Below are 16285 nucleotides of genomic sequence, written 5' to 3'. Positions count from 1 at the left end.
GCCAGGCCCGACAGCTGAACATCGCGCTGTTCGAACCGAAGCGGGAGAGTCCTCGCCCACCCTTGGCGAGGCGCCGAAGGAGCAACTCTCCCCAGAATCTCTCAGGCCCAACTACCGCTTCGGCGAGGCTCCTCTGGAAAGACAGGACGTCACGTCCTGCGCCGACGGTGCAAACCGCCGGACCCGGTGGTGAAGCTCTCAGGTACCGATGACAGAGCGGGGAGGTCACCCGTCCACGGTGCCGCGTCCGCGGTGCCTCCAACAGGGAGCCTCCCGCCATGACCTCATCCGCGTCCGGCGCGTTCGCCACCCGTCACATCGGCGTCAGCGATGCCGACCGCGCCAAGATGCTGGCCGAAGTCGGCTACCCGACGCTGGCCGCGCTCATTGACGCCGCCGTTCCGAGCGGCATCCGGAGCACCTCCGACCTGAACCTGCCCCCCGCCGCCACCGAGGCTGAGGTGCGCGCCGAACTGCAGGAGATCGCTCCTTCTCCGTCTATCCGAGTTCACCGAGACGGAGGGCATCCCTTATCTCGCTGAGCTTCGCGGTCGTGGCCGGGGTCCGCTCCTGCGCTTGTTCAGTGAGTCGGAGGGCGTCGTCAATCTCGCTGAGCTTCACGGAGGACAGGACGGCCGCTCGCTCTATCAGGTCGTCCCGGGACACAGTGGTCAGCCACGTGCACGGGGTGAAGCCTGGACGCGGGAACGCGAGCCGCAGCACGCCTTCGAACGGCAGTCCTTCACCGGCGCCGACCGTCACTTCGATGCCCAGACCGCTGATGTCGACGCCCGCCGGAGCGACGACCTGCATCACCCGGATCCCGGACGTGTCGTCTCCCGACAGCAGTACGACCAACCTCCGCTCGTCGAACTGGACCCACCAGACTTCGCCACGTTGCACAAGTCCTCCAGACACATGACGGCAGACAGACGCTGCGCGACCCTGACGCGCTGTGGAGACGGGTGCGGCCACCGTTGATCATCGGTGTGTGAAGACTGAAGATCATGCGGTGGCCGCAGGTCACAGCGTAGACCCTGCCCGCCGGCAGGAGGCGTTCGAGGGCCTGATGGCCCAGATCGCGGGCCGGTTCGCACGGGTCGCACCCCGACGTCGGGAGTCCGGCAAGGGCCTGGCTGCCTTGGACGAGCACCAGGTCCGCCGCTACCCGTCCTGGTCCCGCTGGGTCACCCTGGCCATGCTCGCGCACGCCTTCCTCGCCGTCGTCCGCGCGAACGAACACGACCGCGATCCCGCACCAGACGCCCTCATACCGCTCACCTGCAACGAGATCCAACGGCTGTTCATCACGCTCGTCATCCGGCCCGCCTTTGACCCGGTCCACCGGCTCGGCTGGTCCGACTGGCGACGCCGCCACCAGGCCCGAACCCAGACCAGCCACTACCGGCGGCAAGCCGCTCGAACGTGAAGATCACGATTTACGGCTGGAGTACTAGCCCTGTCCCTGCGCGTAGAGCGCGGACATTTCAAGGGGCATCGGGAGTATGGAAGCCAGCGAGGCGAAGGGCGAACTCGCTGTACTGGTCGGCGACTTCTTCGGCGGACATTGCGCCGTCCTCCCGAAACCAGCGGGCAATGCTCACGCACATCTCTAGGATCCCGAATGAGGCCAGAGACGCCGTCTTGACGTGGAAGACACCTTCGCGTGCGCCGTCGTCGATCAGGGCTCGAATGGCGCGCTCGTGGCGGCGTCGCAGGTGCAGGACGCGCTCGTACGCCTCGTGTTCCAGGCTTGCGATGTCCCGGCTGACGATGAGGGCCTCGCGCCGATGGAGTGCATGGCGCAGGGCGTATGCCTTCACGGCGCGGCGTAGTGCGTCGGCTACCCCGGTGCTGCCCTCTACAGCGGCCTCGTAGTCGGCCCAGACCTGCTCTGTCGTCTCGGAGACGATGGCGTCCAGTAGGTCATGCTTGGAGTTCATGTGGTTGTAGAGGCTCGGCGTGCGTACCCCGAGTTTGGCTGCGATCTGGCTTAGCGCTGTGCCGTGGTAGCCACGCTCGGAAAACAGCGTAAGAGCTGTTTCACGTACTGCTGCCGGTGTCACCGTGACCCGCGCTTCGCGGGATTCGGCCGTTTGAGACCGCGTCATTGCCATGGCTTCTAGCCTACGGCCCGCAGTCAGCGGGACGTTGTGGCCGCCTCCCGACAGTGGATGGGGCCGCGCGTGGCGGACAGTGGACGTGCACTTGCTTGGTTACGGCAGGTAATGATTTGTGCGGCGATGGAGATCGCTGTCTCCTCCGGAGTGCGGCCGCCGAGGTCGAGGCCGATGGGAGAGTGCAGGCGTGCCAGATCTTGCTCGGTCACGCCGTGTTCACGCAGTTCGGTGAGACGGCGCTGGTGGGTCCGGCGTGATCCCATGGCTCCGATATAGGCTGCTGGGCTGGGCAGAGCCTGTGCGAGGAGGGGTACGTCGAACTTCGGGTCGTGGGTCAGAACGCAAAGGACGGTGCGTTCGTCTGGTGGGTTGGCCTCGAGATAGCGGTGTGGCCAGTCGACGACGATCTCGTCGGCGTCGGGGAACCGGGCTCGTGTGGCGAAGATTGGGCGGGCGTCGCAGAGTGTGACGTGGTAGCCCAGGTATTTGCCGATCTTTACGACGGCGCCGGCGAAGTCGATGGCGCCGAAGACGACCATTCGGGGCGGCGGAGCGAAGGAGTGGATAAAGACCGTCACGTCCCGTCGCATCCGCTCGCCGCTGGGTCCAAAGTACGTGGTGCGCGTTTCACCGATGTCCAGCAGTCCCTGGCCGGCTTCGGTGACGGAGGCGTCGAGACGGTCGTCGCCGAAAGTACCGGTGGTCTCCTCGGCGGTGATGATGCGGTGGGCGCCAACCGGGCCCGGACCTTCGAGGAACGTGGCGACGGCAATGGGCATCTCGTGGGCGGCCGCGTCGACCAGGAGGGGGAAGTCTGGGAACGACGAGGCATCCACTGGTTCGACGAACAGGTCGATGATGCCCCCGCAGGTCAGCCCGACGGCGAATGCGTCGTCGTCGGAGATGCCGAAGCGCCGGAGCATCGGTGTGCCGGTGGCGATCGCCTCGTGAGCCAGATCGTAGGCTGCGCTTTCGACGCAGCCGCCGGACACGCTCCCGACCACTCCGTGGGCGGCGGACACAGCCATAGCGGCGCCGGGTGGTCGAGGTGCGCTGGAAAAGGTGTTCACGACGGTGACGAGCCCAAACCGCTCTCCCGAGGTGAACCACTGGGAAAGTTTGGGAAGTAGTTCGTGCATGGGTGCTCCGTCACGGTGCCGGCGCGGTCGCGGGAGCGTCGGAGGCCTCGTTGAATTTCCGCAGCTTGCACGCGGCAGCCTGTACGGCGTCAACGATGCCCATGTAGCCAGTGCAGCGGCAGATGTTGCCGGACAGTTCCTCGCGGATTTGCTCCCGGTCCGGGTCACTTTCGCGGTGCAGCAGGTCAAGGGCTGACATCAGCATGCCGGGTGTGCAGAAGCCGCACTGCAGTCCGTGGTGTTCGGCGAACGCCTCCTGCAGCGGGTGCAGGGTGCCTTCGTCGCCGCTCATGCCTTCAACGGTGGTGATGGAGCTGCCTTCAACCTGAGCAGCGAACATGAGGCAGGCACGAACGGGTTCTCCGTCGACCAGCACGGTGCAGGCACCGCATACTCCGTGCTCGCAACCGAGGTGCGTCCCGGTCAGGCCGACGTCCTCGCGCAGCGCATCGGCGAGGGTGCGGCGTGGCTCGACGTTGATGGCCTGCTGGGTGCCGTTGACTGTGAATGTGACACGCATCAGGTCATTCCCTTCTCGTTGCCAGCGGTTGCCTGCAGCAACGCGCGGCGGGTGAACTCCTCGGTCATGGCCCGCCGGTACTCGGCCGAGCCATGGATGTCATCGGATGGGTTGATGCCTGCGGCGATGACCGCTGCGGCTTGCGTGAGGGCGTTCGAGCCGCTGTTGTTCAGCAGTTCCTCGGCCTCGGCACTGCGGTATGGGACGCTGCCGACGCCGCCGACGCAGACCCTCCAGCTGCCTCGGATCTCTGCGGCTGCCACAGTGACCAGGCCGAAGTCGCCGTGCCGACGGGAGAGTTCGGCAAATCCCCAGCGGTCAGGGATCGGCATGTCTACAGCGATGATCATCTCGTCTTCGGCAAGTGTGGTCTCCAGTGCGCCGGTGAAGAATTCCTGGGCGGACTGCTGTCGCACTCCACTGGGACCTGCGACGTGAATGGTCGCGTCGACCGCGGCTGCCACGATCGGTAGTTCGGCTGAGGGGTCGGCGTGAGCGATGCTGCCGCCGCTGGTGCCTCGGGACCGGATCGCGGTGTGCCCGATCCAGCGGGCTGCCTCGGCGAGCAGTCCGTGATGGGGCTGCTCGATGAGCCGGGAATGGCGGACCAGGGCACCCAGCCGGACGGTCTGTCCGTCCAGGGGGGTGATGGCCGACAGGCCGGGGACGCGGTTGATATCAACGAGGACGGCCGGGCGGGACATTCTCAGAGCGAGCACTGGGATGAGGCTCTGTCCGCCGGCGATGATCTTGCCGTCCCCGTTGGCGTTGGCGAGGATCTGGGTGGCCTCGGCGACGCTGTTTGCGGTGACGTATTCGAAGGATGCTGGTTTCACTCTGCTTGTCCTCTCACCGGCCGCGGAACTGTGGCGTGCGGCGTTCCTGCCGAGCCAGCCGCGCTTCGGTGACGTCCTCGCTCTCCCAGCACGCTATGAACTCCCTCTCAAGTTGTTCAGCTCCTGCAGTTTCCTCGAAGAGGGCGTTGAGTGCGTGCTTGGAATAACGCAGCGACATCGGAGCCATGTCGGCGATCTGGGCGGCCCATGTCAGAGCGTCGTCCAGCGACCCGATGCGGTCGGCCAACCCGATCTTCCGGGCTTGAACAGCGCCGAACGGTTCACAGCCCAGCAGCATGGCCCGGGCCGCGCCTCCCCCGGCAAGCATCGCCAGCCGGCGCACTGTCCACGGGTCGACCGCCAGGCCGTTCTTCGCGGTAGGCACGGAGAAGAACGCCGTCGGCGCCGCGACACGCAGGTCGGCGGCGATGGCGAGCTGGGTACCCGCCCCGACAGCGGGGCCGTTGACGGCAGCAATCACCGGAATGGGAAGGGCGTAGATCCTGTGCAGCGTCTGGTAGAGCGCTTCGCGGAACTCCTCACTGTAAGTGCCGTCCAGGTCGGCACCCGCGCAGAAGGTGGTGCCGTCGCCGGTGAGCACCAGCACCCGGGCGTCCTTGCCGATCAGTTCTTTGGCACCGTCGGCCAGGGCCCGGCAGTGGTCGAGGTCGAGCGCGTTGCGGCGCTCGTCACGGCACAGCGTGATGAGTCCGATTGCGTCGGTCAGCTCGGCAGTAATCATCGCAGGGCCTCCCATACGCGGGCTGGGGTGATGGGCAGTTGGGTGATGGTGATGCCGAGGGCGTCACTGATGGCGCCCGCGACGCATGCGTTGGGGCCGAGCGTGCCGCCCTCACCCACGCCGCGCACTCCGATCGGGTTGTCCGCAGGGTGGCTGACGTGCCCAATCGTCAATTCGGGGATTTCGGCCGCGGTGGGCATCAGATAGTCCATCAGGGTGCCGGTGGACAGGTTGCCCGCATCGTCGTAGATGAGGTGCTCGTAGAGGGTGCCGCCGATGCCCTGGGCGATGGAGCCGGCGATCTGGCCGTCGACGATCATCGGGTTGATGACCCGGCCAGCGTCCTCGACGCAGACCCATTGCAGGATGCGCAGTTCGCCGGTGGCACGGTCGATCTCCAAGACCGCGGCTTGTGCTCCGGCGGCGAACGCGCCTCGGATCGGGTCGTAGAACCGGGTTGCTTCCAGGCCGGGTTCGATGCCCTCGGGCAGGCGGTTGGATTCCAGGTAGGCGACGCGGGCGATTTCGCTGAGCGAGGCGAGCGGTTCGGGCTTGCCGGCTCGGCGTACCTCGCCGTCCACGAGCCGCAGTTCCTCCTGCGGTACGTCGAACAGCTTGGCGGCCAGGTGCAGTGCCTTGTCCCGGACCGCGGTTCCGGAGCGGTGGGCCGCGCCGCCGCCGATGACGGCCTGCCGGGAGGAGAAGGCGCCGAATCCCCACAGCGACTCGTTGGTGTCGCCGAGCCGTACTTCGACGGCGTCATAGCTGACGCCGACCGCGTCGGCAACCACCTGGGCCATCGTGGTCTCCAGGCCTTGGCCCTGTGCCGTCACGCCGGACAGTACGGTGACGCGGCCGTCCGGGTTGATCCGCACGGTGCAGGCGTCGTGCCCAGTGCGGAATGGCATGCGCGGGCCTGCTGCTGCCGCGCGCCCCAGCCCGGTCAGTTCGTTGTAGCAGGCCAGGCCAAGTCCGATGGGATTGCCGCCGGTCTGCCGGCGGCGTTCCTGCTCCTTGCGGAAGGCGTCGTAGCCGATAGCCTCGATGGCCTTTTCCAGGCATTCTCCGTACCACCCGGAGTCATCCACCAGACGGGACGGCATGCGGTACGGGATGTCGGCGGGCTGGATGAGATTGAGCCTGCGGATCTCCAGCGGGGAGATCCCCAGTTCCCGGGCGGCTCCGTCGAGCAGGGTCTCCATCGCGAAGACGCTGGCCGGACGGGCGACGCCCCGGTACGGGCCTGAGGGCGAGGTGTTCGTGGTCACGCCCCGCACCGTGCAGAGGTAATGCTGCAGCCGGTACGGGCCGGACAACAGGCCGCCCGCCATGAGCGGTTCGATACCAGCCGTCCACGGGTAGACCGAGTAGGCACCGACGTTGCACGTGACGTCCGCCTGGAGAGCCAGGAGGCGACCGTCGGCGGCAAACCCGGCCTTGACCAGGTAGCGGTGTTCTCGGGCGTGAGTCGCGGCGAGCAGGTGTTCCGTGCGGTCCTCGACCCATTTGACCGGGAAGCCGCGCATCTGCCGGGCGATCAGGCACAGGGCGACGTCCTCGGGGTAGAGGACGGCTTTGGTACCGAACCCGCCGCCAACGTCGGGGGCGATAACGCGGACGTTGCCCTCGGGCAGGCCGAGGAGTTCGGCGATCATGTTGCGGGCGAGGTGCGGGATCTGGGTGCCCGACCAGAAGGTGAGCTTGTCGTCGGCGGCGTCCCACAGTGCGACCCCGGCCCGGCATTCCATCGGGTTCCCGGCGTGCCGGTTGGTGATCAGCTCGCGCTCCACCACGAGGTGCGCGGCCTCGATCTGCTGCGGTACGTCACCGGTGTCGAAGGTGCGCTGCAGCAGGACGTTGTCTGGTGCCGCGTCGTGGACCGGGACCTCGGGCTCGGCCCAGGCGGTGACCGTGGCCGACAGCGGCTCGTACTTCACGTCGATCCGCTCGATGCCATCCTCGGCACGGTAGCGGTCCTCGGCGACGACCGCAGCCAGCGTCTCCCCCGCGAAGCGAACCTTCTCCCAGGCCATGATGGGTTGTTCAGTCTCGACGTAACTGGGCAGCGCCGAACGGGCGCGCAGGGGGGATGCCTTGAACTCGGGCATGTCGCCTGTGAAGACTGCGTGCACGCCGGGCAGCTTGCGCGCTTCGGATGCGTCTATGCCGTTGATGCGGGCGTGCCCATACGGGCTGCGCAGGAACGCGACGTGTCGCATGCGCGGCAACTGCAGGTCAGAGACGTACTGGCCGTGCCCGGTGAGCAGGCGCAGGTCCTCCTTGCGCTTGACGCGCTGGCCCATGACAGGGATTTCGGCCGGTTCGGTGGTATCGGGAGCGTCTGCCGAGGCAGCAGCCTGGACCGCGTCGCGGGCCTGGTCCTTGTCGCCGGATTTGGGGGTGGTGCTCTTTCTCATGGCGCCTCCGTCAGGGCATCGCGTAGCCGCCGTTGACCGACACGACCTGGCCGGTGGTCCACGACGACAGGGGTGAGGCCAGCAGGAGGACGGTCGGGGCGACATCGTCCGGGGTGCCGAGCCTGCGCAGCGGGTAGGCGGAGAGGATCTTCTTCATCTTTGCCTCGTCGGCCTGGCCTGTGTGCGAGTCGAGGCTCTCGGTCCGCACCAGGGCGATGGAGACCGCGTTCGCGCGGATCTGGTGGCGGGCGAGTTCCTTGGCGAGCGACTTGGTCAGGCCGACCGTGGTGGCTCGGGTGGTCGCGGTGACCAGCAGGCGGGACTCGCCGACGCGGCCGGAGTCCCCCATGAGCGTGACGATGGAGCCGCCGCCGTTGGCCACCATCTGCAGGGCGACGGTCTGGGTGACGCGCAGGGCGCCAGTGACGTTGACGTCGATCTGCGGCTCCCAGTCCTCCTCCCTGGAGTCCAGGAACGGCTTGCTCTGGGCCACGGCCGCATTGTTGACCAGGATGTCAATCGGGGCGATCCGGTCGCGAACCTCGTCCACAGCGCGCTGTATGGCGGCGCCGTCGCGCAAGTCGGCGCCGACCGCGATGGCCTTGACGCCGAGGGCGCTCGCCTCCTTGGCAGCCGCTTCGGCACCTTCCGCCGAGGAGTTGTAGTGGAAGGCCACGTTGGCGCCCTCGGCCGCGAAGGCCTGGCCGATAGCACGGCCCAGGCCCTGGCCTGCTCCGGTGACGAGGACGGTCTTCCCCGCGAGCTTCAAGTCCATTGCCAGCCTCCTAGAGTTGAATGAATCGGCGTTCGCCCGCCGTGGTGACGAGTCGTCCGAAGTGCAGGTCCGGGAAGTGCGCGCCGACCAGGGCGTCGGGCCCGTCGGCGAGTTCGTCGGACAGGGCATTGCGCGCGGCTTTGGCCGCCGCGGGATCGACGTCGAAGACGGCTTCCCAATCGGGTTCGGTGAGTTCGACGATCGAGTGAGCAACGTCCCCGAGGAGCAGCACTCGCTGCCCTTCGCTTGAGACGACGAACACGGTCGTGCCGGGGGTGTGACCGGGGGTGTGCCGGGCGTCGAGACCGGGGGCGAGGGTGGTGTCCCCGGTGAACAGGGACCACCGGTCGGCCAGCGGCGACAGCTTGCGCACCGCGCCGGCCTCGGCATGCTCGCCGCCCAGGAAGTGGCGCCAGTCGGCAGCATGGACGCGGTACGTCGCGTTCGGGAAGAACACGGTGCCCTTCTGGGTCGCCCAGCCGACGTGGTCGAAGTGCAGGTGTGTGAAGACCACGTCGGTGACGTCCTCAGGGGCGGCCCCAGCCTTGCGTAGACTTTCGGGGAACTGTCCGCCCTTGTAACGGCCGTTGTCGATGGTGCCGACTCCCGCGTCGATGACGATCGTACGGTCGCCGGTGCGCAGCAGGAACCCACCCACGGTGAGGGCCAGGTTGCCTTCGCTGTCAAGGAAGTGCTCGTGGCAGGCCCACGGGTCAGCGATGCCTGGCTTGGTCAGTGACGTTCGCGCGGGCTCGCGCCCGTGTCCGTCCAGGAGCGGCACGATCTCAAGTGCGCCGACTTTCATACCTGGCTCTCCGCCCCGTCCGGCGCGATGAGAGTGCGGATTCCGCGACCTGCGGCCATCTCCTGAAGCGCGGGTTCGACATCCTGGAGCGTGCCGCTGCCTGTGACCATGGAGGAAAGGTCGAGCTTGCCCTGGCGCACGTGGTCGAAGTAGCGCGGCAGGTCGGTGTGCGCGGCGAGGGATCCGGCAACACAGCCGACGAGGGTGCGCGCAAAATGGAAGAGCTCCAGCGCGCTGAAGGAGACCGTGTCGTCCTTGCCGCCGATGCCGACGATGCAGGCGGTGCCGCCACGCCGCGTCATGCCCCAGGCGTCACGGATAGTACGGGATGAACCAACGCAGTCGAAGGCGTAGTCCACTCCTAGCTTGCCGGTTAGCTCCTTGACTGCCTTCTTCGTGTTCTCGTCAGCGAAGACGAAGTGGTCCGCTCCCAGCTTGGCCGCCAATTCGGCCTTGTCAGAGTTGCGGTCCACAGCGATGACAGTGGACGCGCCGGCCAGCTTGGCGCCCTGGACGGCTGCCAGGCCGACCCCGCCGAGGCCGACGACCAGAACAGACGAGCCCTTGGTCACCGCTGCGGTCTTGGTGACCGCGCCGACGCCGGTGGTGACGGCGCAGCCGAGCAGAGCGGCGTCGCGGGTGGTGATGTCATCAGGAACCTTGACGGCCGCGGCGGCGGGCACGACCGTCTGCTCGGCGAAGGATCCGACAGTCAGGCCCGGATAAACCGGATAACCGTGCTCGTCGACGGCATACGGTTCCTGTGCGCGGGCCGAGCCCTTGACGCACAGATGGGATTCACCGCGAAGGCAGAAGGCACACGTGCCGCAAGGGGTGATCCACAGCAGGATGACCCGGTCGCCCTCGGCGAGATCGGTCACCTCGGCGCCGGTCTGCACGACAGTGCCGCAGGCCTCGTGGCCGAGTACGGCCGGCAGTGGCTGAGCCAGCACACCGCGTGCGAGGGAGAGGTCGGAGTGGCACACCCCGGTCGCATCGATCCGCACCCGGATGTCGGAAGGTCCGACGTCACGCAGACGTATGCGCTCCACGCGCATCGCCTCGCCCGGCGCCCGCAGCACGGCCGCCAGGACCTCGGTCGGGTAGCTCTGGGTTTCCTCGCTCACAGCTGCACCGCCTTGATCTCAAGAACGTCGTCGAGACCGTAGTCGCCGAGTTCGCGGCCGACTCCGGACTGCTTGTAGCCGCCGAACGGTGCGCGGGCGTTGAAGGGGGCGCCGTTGACGTCGACCTGTCCGGTGCGCAGCCGGGCCGCGACCTCTTCTGCACGGTCGGTCTCGTCGGTCCACAGGGCCCCGCCGAGGCCATAGATGGAGTCGTTGGCCAGCTCGATCGCGTGATCGTCGGAGTCGGCGGCGATGATGGACAGCACCGGTCCGAAGATCTCGTCCTGGGCGAGCCGCGAAGCCGGGTCGACATTGCTGTACACGGCCGGGGAAACGTAGTAGCCCTTGTCGGGCACGGGCAGATCCTCGGTGATCTTTCGTGCTCCCGTGCCGCCGGCGCCCGGTTCCGTGAAGCTCAGGACTTCCTTGCGCTGCCCAGCCGAGATCAGCGGTCCGAGCCGGTCGCCCGGCGGGTACTTGGCGGCTGCCTGCGCGGCCAGCTCCTCCACCGCGGCCAGCCGGTCGGCCGGGACGATGAGGCGGGAGAGTGCGGTGCAGGTCTGACCACCGTTGAGGAAGCAGTTGCCTACCGTGACCTTGACCGCCTTGGCCAGCAACTGGTCGGAGACGTCAGCCAGTACGACACTCGCCGACTTGCCGCCGAGTTCCAGCGTGACGCCCTTGATGGTGCCAGCGGCGGCGATGGCGACTTGCTTGCCGACCTCGGTGGAACCGGTGAACGACACGTGGTCGACCTTGGGGCTGCGGGTGAGCCGGTCGCCGACGTCTCGTCCGCCACCGGTGACCAGGTTGAACACGCCGGCCGGGAAGCCGGCGGCCTCGATGGCGCGCGCGAGTTCGAAGGCACTGAGGGGGGTCAGGGCGGCCGGCTTGAGTACGACCGTGCAGCCTGCGGCAAGCGCCGGGACGACCTTGGCGATGACCTGGTGCAGCGGGAGGTTCCACGGGGTGATGGCCGCGACGACTCCAACGGGCTCACGCAGGATTACAGAGTGGCCGACCCGCTGCCGGAAAGGGAATTCTTCCGTGGCCTCGATGGTCTTGGCGATGACGCCCAGCGGCACGTCCACGTGCAGGCCGCGGGCGACCTTGGGCGGGGATCCCTGCTCGCGGGTGACCAGATGGGCGAAGTGGTCCGCCTTCTCGGTGATGCGTGCCTGCAGTCGGCGCAGGAGGGCCACGCGCTCGGCGACGGGAGTGGCGGCCCAGGCCGGGAATGCTGCTGCGGCGGCGTCGATGGCGGCGTCCACCTCGTCCGCACCGGCCTGTGTCACGACACCGGTCACTGTCTCGGTGGCCGGGTTCTCGACTTCCTGCTCACCGGCGCTGCCGGGCACCCAGGCGCCGTTGAGGTAGAGGTTGTTCTCGCGGATCAGATCGGTCACGGCAGCTTCAGCTCCTCAGTTGTCGGACGGTGCACCACGGTCGGCAGCGTCAGATTGAGAACCACGGGGACTGCGCCAGCGGCAGCTGGCCCCCACGCGGGCTGCTTCGGCCATGTGGCACGGCTGCCTCGTCGCAGCAGGAACACGCCCACTACGGCCGCGGCGACGGCGCCGACGATGGGGATGGCGCGTTTGGCGATCAGGCCGCCCATGCTCCCCATCACGTCCAGCGGTTCGACGTCCCCGAGGGACGCCGTCGGCGTCGGCGCGGAGGTTCCCGGGGCGGCCATGGTTGCGTTGTTGGAGGCCACCTCGTTCTGCAGACGATTGACGAACTCCTTGATCAGCTTGTTGCTGACGTCACTGATGACTCCGCGCCCGAACTGGGCGACTCGGCCGGACAGGGCAAGGTCGGTGCGGACATCCACTCGCGTGCCGTCGCCCTGGGCGGCGAGTTCGGCGATGATGGTCGCCGCCGCGTTGCCTTGTCCGCCGGCGTCCTTGCCCTCAGCGCGAATGACGGCGCGGTGGGCGGCGCCGTCGCATTCAAGAAAGCGCGCCGTGCCCTTGTAGGTGGCGGACACCGGGCCGACCTTGATCTTTACGGCGCCCTGGTAGTCCTCACCATCCTTACCGAGCAGTGCAGCGCCGGGCAGGCAGGGCGCAATGCGCTCGATATCGGTCAGGACCTTCCACGTTTCCTCTAGGGGTATCCCCACGGTGAAGGTGTTGGTGAGCTCCACGCGGCCTCCTACTAATTAACGTTAGTTAGCAACGTACAGGCGTGAACGTGCTGCGTCCAGCCTTGTGGCCGGGTTTGCGGGGATGGCGGAGCCCTGGAGGGCCGCTCCCACGGCGACGGAGGCTATGAAGCGGTTTCCGGCCGGCGACGAAGGCCTGTGAGCAGCCTTCTGGCACACCCCTTGCGCCTACGGCTGTCTCTCCGGAATGACCTGCTCAGCCCAGACGGCCTTGCCCACGGTGGTGTAGCGGAAACCCCATCGGTGCGTCGTCTGGGCGACGAGGAACAGCCCGCGGCCGCCCTCGTCGTTCGTACGTGCGTGACACAGCCGAGGCGAGCTGTTGCTCGCGTCGAACACCTCACACACAAGCGCGTCGCCAAGGATCATGCGCAGCCGAATCGGCTCCGCGCCGCACCGGATGGCGTTGGTGACCAGCTCGCTGACAACAAGTTCCGTTGTGAGCGCGGCATGGATGCCGTGTCCCACCACGTCCCCGACCACCAGCGCAACTCGAGCTCCCGACAGGGGGATGACGTCGACCCAGTCGCCGCCGACGCTGCGGGAATCCGCCGGTAGATAGCGCGACGCGATTTCCACAGCGTTTCCCGCGGTTAGACCTCGCGGGAGGAGACTGCGCTGCAAATGTCAGGGCGGTGGTCCTCTCCGTGGTGAAGCGCCTGGCGTTGTCGATGCACACGGCTGCTTGTGCAGAGAACTACTCACTGTGACGGTTCATGGAGGCGGAACCGCATGATCTTGCCGGATCCGGTGCGCGGGATCGCGTCGATCTCGACGATGTCGGCAGGTACTTTGAAGTGTGAAAGCTGCCTTCGGCAGAGCTCGAAGAGGGCCTCTCGGTCGAGTTCACCAGGCCTGTCGCTTACGACGAAGGCCACCGGCACCTCCCCGAGGTCGCCGTGCTTGCGTGCGATCACGGCGGCGTCAGCGACACCGTCAGCGGCCAGCAGCACTCCCTCGATCTCGGCCGGATAGATGTTCTCGCCGCCGCGGATGATCAGTTCTTTGATGCGTCCGCAGATCGTCAGGAAGCCGTTGGCATCCCGCCGGGCCAGGTCACCGGTGCGATACCAACCGTGCTGAAGGACTTCTTGTGTTGCTTCCGGCCGGTGGTGGTAACCAGCCATGACGTTAGGGCCGTTGACCCAGAGCTCGCCCTCTTCGTCTACCTGAACGTCCTCGCCGGTCCTTGGGTTGACCAATCGCACCGAAACACCCGGCAGTGGGAGCCCACACGAGCCGAGGTTGCGGCCGCCGGACGGGGAGTTCATGGTGACCATGGTGGATGTTTCGGTGATCCCGTACCCATCCAGGAGCTGCACGCCGAAAAGCTCTTCGAACTCGGCGTTGACGGTTCCGGACATGATGGCGCCTGCCGACACGCACAGCCGCAGGGAACCCTTGTGCTCAGCACCTGGGCGTTCCTTCAGACCGTGGATGAGGTACTGGAACATCGTGGGCACACCGGGCAGGACGGTGTAGTCGTCGGTGTCCAGTAGGTCGAGCACTCGGCTCGTCGAGAACTTCGGAAGGATCCGCTCGCTCGCTCCGACGGCGAAAACCGCGAGTACGCACAGGTCAAGGGCGAAGGAGTGGAAGAGCGGCAGAGCGCACAGCACTCTGTCGTCGGAGGTGAGGCCAGCTACGGGCGACCAGCAGGAGGCGACGACCCAGAGGCAGGAACGCTGGGTGAGGAGCACACCCTTGGGGCGGCCGGTCGTGCCCGACGTGTAGAGCATCCAAGCGATGCCGTCCAGGCCAAGGTCATCGCGAGGTGCTTCGCGGGGTTCTTGGGTGACCAGGGTGTCGTAGGCGAGCAGTCCCTCGGGCACGGGGCCGTCGCCGGCCAGCACGATCTGCACTGATGCCGAATCCGGAACGTCTTTGAGCAGTTCGCGCACCTGGTCCAGGTGTTCCGGGTCCGTGATTACCATCCTCGCGCCACTGTCTGTGGCCATGTGCGCGAGCTCGGCGGTGGCAGCGAGCGGGTTCACGCAGACACCGACTAGACTTGCCCTGGTCAGTGCGAGATAGCACTCAGCGACTTCGACGCGGTTGTGCATCAGGATCAGAACCCGGTCGCCGTGCACCAGGCCGCTGGACACGAGATGCCCCGCCAGCCGACGTGTTCGCTCGGCGAGATCGGCGTAACTCACCGTGATCCGATCGTCCCAGAAAGCGACTTTCGGTCCATAGCGCGCTGCATGATCGGCGAGGAGCTCAGGGATGGGACGGATCACCTCGACGTTGAGCATCGCACCTCCAGGACTAACTAACGATAATTAGTGTGGCTGAATATAGGCACAGCTCAAGATCGACACAAGGGTTCTGGGCGTGGTCGGCCAACGGCACCTGAGCCTCGATCCACCGTGTGAATTCTGATCACGGGTGTCGGGCGGGTTCCGGGTGTTCCTTCGGGGGGTGGGCAGCGGTGATCGCCGGGTGGCCGTCCGGTGCGGGGTTTCCGAGGTCTTTCGGGTCGTGGGCGGGCAGGGCGGTCGTGTGGGTCAGGTGCGCATGCGCTGTCCGGTCGCCGTCCACAGGTCGGTGAAGTCGTCCTGCCGGTGCCAGAGTTCCGGCAGATGGAGGGTGAGGCGGCGGGCGCCGGTGGCGATCCGGGCGGGAATGTTGATCAGGTGGCGGCGGATGGTGCCGGTACGGGCTCTGGCCAGACGACGTGGAGATCCTGCTCAGCCCACCCCGGGCACCGAGAGCGAACGCGATCTGCGAAAGAGCCGTGGGCACCCTGCGCCGCGAAATCCTCGACCGGATCCTCATCTACAACGAGACTCACGCCCACGCAGTTCTCTCCGCCTACATCAGGCACTACAACCAGCACCGCCCCCATCAATCCCGGCAGCAACTACCCCCAGACAGCACCGAATCGCCCGCCCCGGCCACCGTCACCGACCTCCAAGCACACCGCATCCGGCGACAACCCGTCCTCGGCGGCCTGATAAACGAGTACCGGCACGCTGCCTGACCGCGCCGCATCGCCGCAGTTCACAGCACCGAATCGTATTTTCGAGCGGCACAGGGCCGATCTCTGTCTGAAGACGGATCCCCTCCCGCGTCAGTCGCGCGGACTGCGCGGCCGCCGCGATCTCGACATGACCGTCCGTCGATCCGGCGCATGGCAGCCGGATCCTCTGCCGCAGCGAAGTCGAGCAGTGAACGGCGCGGGGCCTCCAGGTCCGGCGCGTCGGCGCGCTCCGCGGCGAGGCGGGCGGCGGCGCCCGCGAGCGCGGCCCAGTGGTCGGCGAGGTCGCGCAGCTCCTCCGTTGTGTGCGCGAGCAGTCGCGCGCGCAGGCGCTCGCCGAGCAGGTCGGCGGGCGCACGCACGAAGGTGCCGCCGCCCCGGCCACGACGGGTCCCCACCAGTCCCTGGTGCCGGAGCACGGCCAGCGCGTCGCGCAGCGTCACAGTGGCGACGCCGAGCTGCGCGAAGAGTTCGCTTTCCCCGGCAGTTGCTCACCGTCACTGAGCAGGCCGAGGGCGATGGCGTCTCCGAGGCGCCGGACCACCGCGTCGACACGGGGTGCGGCCGCGAGGGAGGCGAAGACCATGCGGCGGGCGGCACTCGACAGCGGCTGGGGGTTCACGGAGCCATCCCATCACAGGCAATCACGAATCGGAC

At 67.3% G+C, this 16285-nt stretch carries 17 protein-coding genes, 3 pseudogenes and 1 riboswitch; of the genes and pseudogenes, 3 read left to right on the top strand and 17 right to left on the bottom strand.

Features of this window, described 5'->3' with window-relative positions:
- The first annotated feature begins 31 nt into the window (after window positions 1–31).
- Window positions 32–127, top strand: a riboswitch (glycine riboswitch).
- A 151-nt stretch (window positions 128–278) separates the two neighbouring features.
- Window positions 279–542 (top strand): hypothetical protein, encoded by a 264-nt coding sequence (locus tag AB0A61_RS16230; RefSeq protein WP_361292088.1) that lies wholly within the window; start codon window positions 279–281, stop codon window positions 540–542.
- Here the strand turns inward: AB0A61_RS16230 and AB0A61_RS16225 are convergent.
- Complete coding sequence (locus AB0A61_RS16225) at window positions 499–903, bottom strand: type II toxin-antitoxin system PemK/MazF family toxin (RefSeq protein WP_361292086.1); 405 nt, start codon at window positions 901–903, stop codon at window positions 499–501. The genes AB0A61_RS16230 and AB0A61_RS16225 overlap by 44 nt on opposite strands.
- Before the next feature lie 238 nt (window positions 904–1141).
- Here AB0A61_RS16225 and AB0A61_RS16220 point away from each other — a divergent pair.
- A pseudogene (locus AB0A61_RS16220) lies at window positions 1142–1429 on the top strand (IS701 family transposase); the annotation flags it as partial.
- 58 nt (window positions 1430–1487) lie between these two features.
- Here AB0A61_RS16220 and AB0A61_RS16215 read toward each other — a convergent pair.
- The 14 genes and pseudogenes from AB0A61_RS16215 to AB0A61_RS16150 form a co-directional block, all read right to left on the bottom strand.
- Window positions 1488–2117 carry a TetR/AcrR family transcriptional regulator gene (locus tag AB0A61_RS16215; protein WP_361292084.1) on the bottom strand — a complete coding sequence of 210 codons (630 nt, stop codon included), beginning with the start codon at window positions 2115–2117 and terminating at the stop codon, window positions 1488–1490.
- Window positions 2118–2140: 23 nt separating this feature from the next.
- A complete protein-coding gene (locus AB0A61_RS16210; RefSeq protein WP_361292082.1) occupies window positions 2141–3259 on the bottom strand; it encodes an XdhC/CoxI family protein in 1119 nt (372 codons plus the stop codon).
- A gap of 10 nt (window positions 3260–3269) precedes the next feature.
- On the bottom strand, window positions 3270–3779 hold the full coding sequence (locus AB0A61_RS16205; protein WP_361292080.1) for a (2Fe-2S)-binding protein: 510 nt from the start codon (window positions 3777–3779) through the stop codon (window positions 3270–3272).
- Window positions 3779–4615 (bottom strand): xanthine dehydrogenase family protein subunit M, encoded by an 837-nt coding sequence (locus AB0A61_RS16200; protein WP_361292078.1) that lies wholly within the window; start codon window positions 4613–4615, stop codon window positions 3779–3781. The genes AB0A61_RS16205 and AB0A61_RS16200 overlap by 1 nt, the downstream gene beginning before the upstream one ends.
- A 13-nt stretch (window positions 4616–4628) precedes the next feature.
- Window positions 4629–5357: an enoyl-CoA hydratase gene (locus tag AB0A61_RS16195; protein WP_361292076.1), complete on the bottom strand. Its 729-nt coding sequence runs from the start codon at window positions 5355–5357 to the stop codon at window positions 4629–4631.
- Window positions 5354–7774 carry a xanthine dehydrogenase family protein molybdopterin-binding subunit gene (locus tag AB0A61_RS16190; protein ID WP_361292074.1) on the bottom strand — a complete coding sequence of 807 codons (2421 nt, stop codon included), beginning with the start codon at window positions 7772–7774 and terminating at the stop codon, window positions 5354–5356. The genes AB0A61_RS16195 and AB0A61_RS16190 overlap by 4 nt, the downstream gene beginning before the upstream one ends.
- Before the next feature lie 10 nt (window positions 7775–7784).
- Window positions 7785–8549, bottom strand: coding sequence for an SDR family oxidoreductase (locus AB0A61_RS16185; protein WP_361292072.1), 765 nt, complete (start codon window positions 8547–8549; stop codon window positions 7785–7787).
- A gap of 10 nt (window positions 8550–8559) precedes the next feature.
- The gene (locus AB0A61_RS16180; protein WP_361292070.1) at window positions 8560–9354 is read right to left on the bottom strand and encodes an MBL fold metallo-hydrolase; all 795 of its coding nucleotides are present in this window, start codon (window positions 9352–9354) and stop codon (window positions 8560–8562) included.
- Window positions 9351–10436 (bottom strand): zinc-binding dehydrogenase, encoded by a 1086-nt coding sequence (locus AB0A61_RS16175; RefSeq protein ID WP_361292068.1) that lies wholly within the window; start codon window positions 10434–10436, stop codon window positions 9351–9353. The genes AB0A61_RS16180 and AB0A61_RS16175 overlap by 4 nt, the downstream gene beginning before the upstream one ends.
- A 41-nt stretch (window positions 10437–10477) precedes the next feature.
- The gene (locus AB0A61_RS16170) at window positions 10478–11878 is read right to left on the bottom strand and encodes an aldehyde dehydrogenase family protein (RefSeq protein WP_361292428.1); all 1401 of its coding nucleotides are present in this window, start codon (window positions 11876–11878) and stop codon (window positions 10478–10480) included.
- A gap of 5 nt (window positions 11879–11883) precedes the next feature.
- Window positions 11884–12630 carry an SRPBCC family protein gene (locus AB0A61_RS16165; protein WP_361292066.1) on the bottom strand — a complete coding sequence of 249 codons (747 nt, stop codon included), beginning with the start codon at window positions 12628–12630 and terminating at the stop codon, window positions 11884–11886.
- A gap of 186 nt (window positions 12631–12816) precedes the next feature.
- Window positions 12817–13339, bottom strand: a pseudogene (locus AB0A61_RS16160) (ATP-binding protein); the annotation flags it as partial.
- A gap of 10 nt (window positions 13340–13349) precedes the next feature.
- Window positions 13350–14903, bottom strand: coding sequence for a class I adenylate-forming enzyme family protein (locus AB0A61_RS16155; RefSeq protein ID WP_361292064.1), 1554 nt, complete (start codon window positions 14901–14903; stop codon window positions 13350–13352).
- Between the two features lie 252 nt (window positions 14904–15155).
- Window positions 15156–15323: pseudogene (locus AB0A61_RS16150) on the bottom strand (IS1380 family transposase); the annotation flags it as partial.
- A gap of 2 nt (window positions 15324–15325) precedes the next feature.
- On the opposite strand from AB0A61_RS16150, the gene AB0A61_RS16145 reads away from it, so the two are divergent.
- On the top strand, window positions 15326–15631 hold the full coding sequence (locus tag AB0A61_RS16145; RefSeq protein WP_361292062.1) for an integrase core domain-containing protein: 306 nt from the start codon (window positions 15326–15328) through the stop codon (window positions 15629–15631).
- 20 nt (window positions 15632–15651) lie between these two features.
- On the opposite strand, the gene AB0A61_RS16140 is transcribed toward AB0A61_RS16145, so the two are convergent.
- Both AB0A61_RS16140 and AB0A61_RS16135 read right to left on the bottom strand, forming a co-directional pair.
- Complete coding sequence (locus AB0A61_RS16140) at window positions 15652–16071, bottom strand: hypothetical protein (RefSeq protein WP_361292060.1); 420 nt, start codon at window positions 16069–16071, stop codon at window positions 15652–15654.
- Window positions 16068–16250, bottom strand: a complete 183-nt coding sequence (locus AB0A61_RS16135) for a hypothetical protein (RefSeq protein WP_361292058.1) — start codon at window positions 16248–16250, stop codon at window positions 16068–16070. The genes AB0A61_RS16140 and AB0A61_RS16135 overlap by 4 nt, the downstream gene beginning before the upstream one ends.
- Window positions 16251–16285 lie beyond the last annotated feature (35 nt).

Source organism: Streptomyces sp. NPDC046197 (genome assembly GCF_040646295.1).
In the GTDB taxonomy this organism is placed as follows: domain Bacteria; phylum Actinomycetota; class Actinomycetes; order Streptomycetales; family Streptomycetaceae; genus Streptomyces.
The sequence above is the reverse complement of the archived record's forward strand: the minus strand, read 5'-3'. Positions and strand labels throughout refer to the sequence as shown.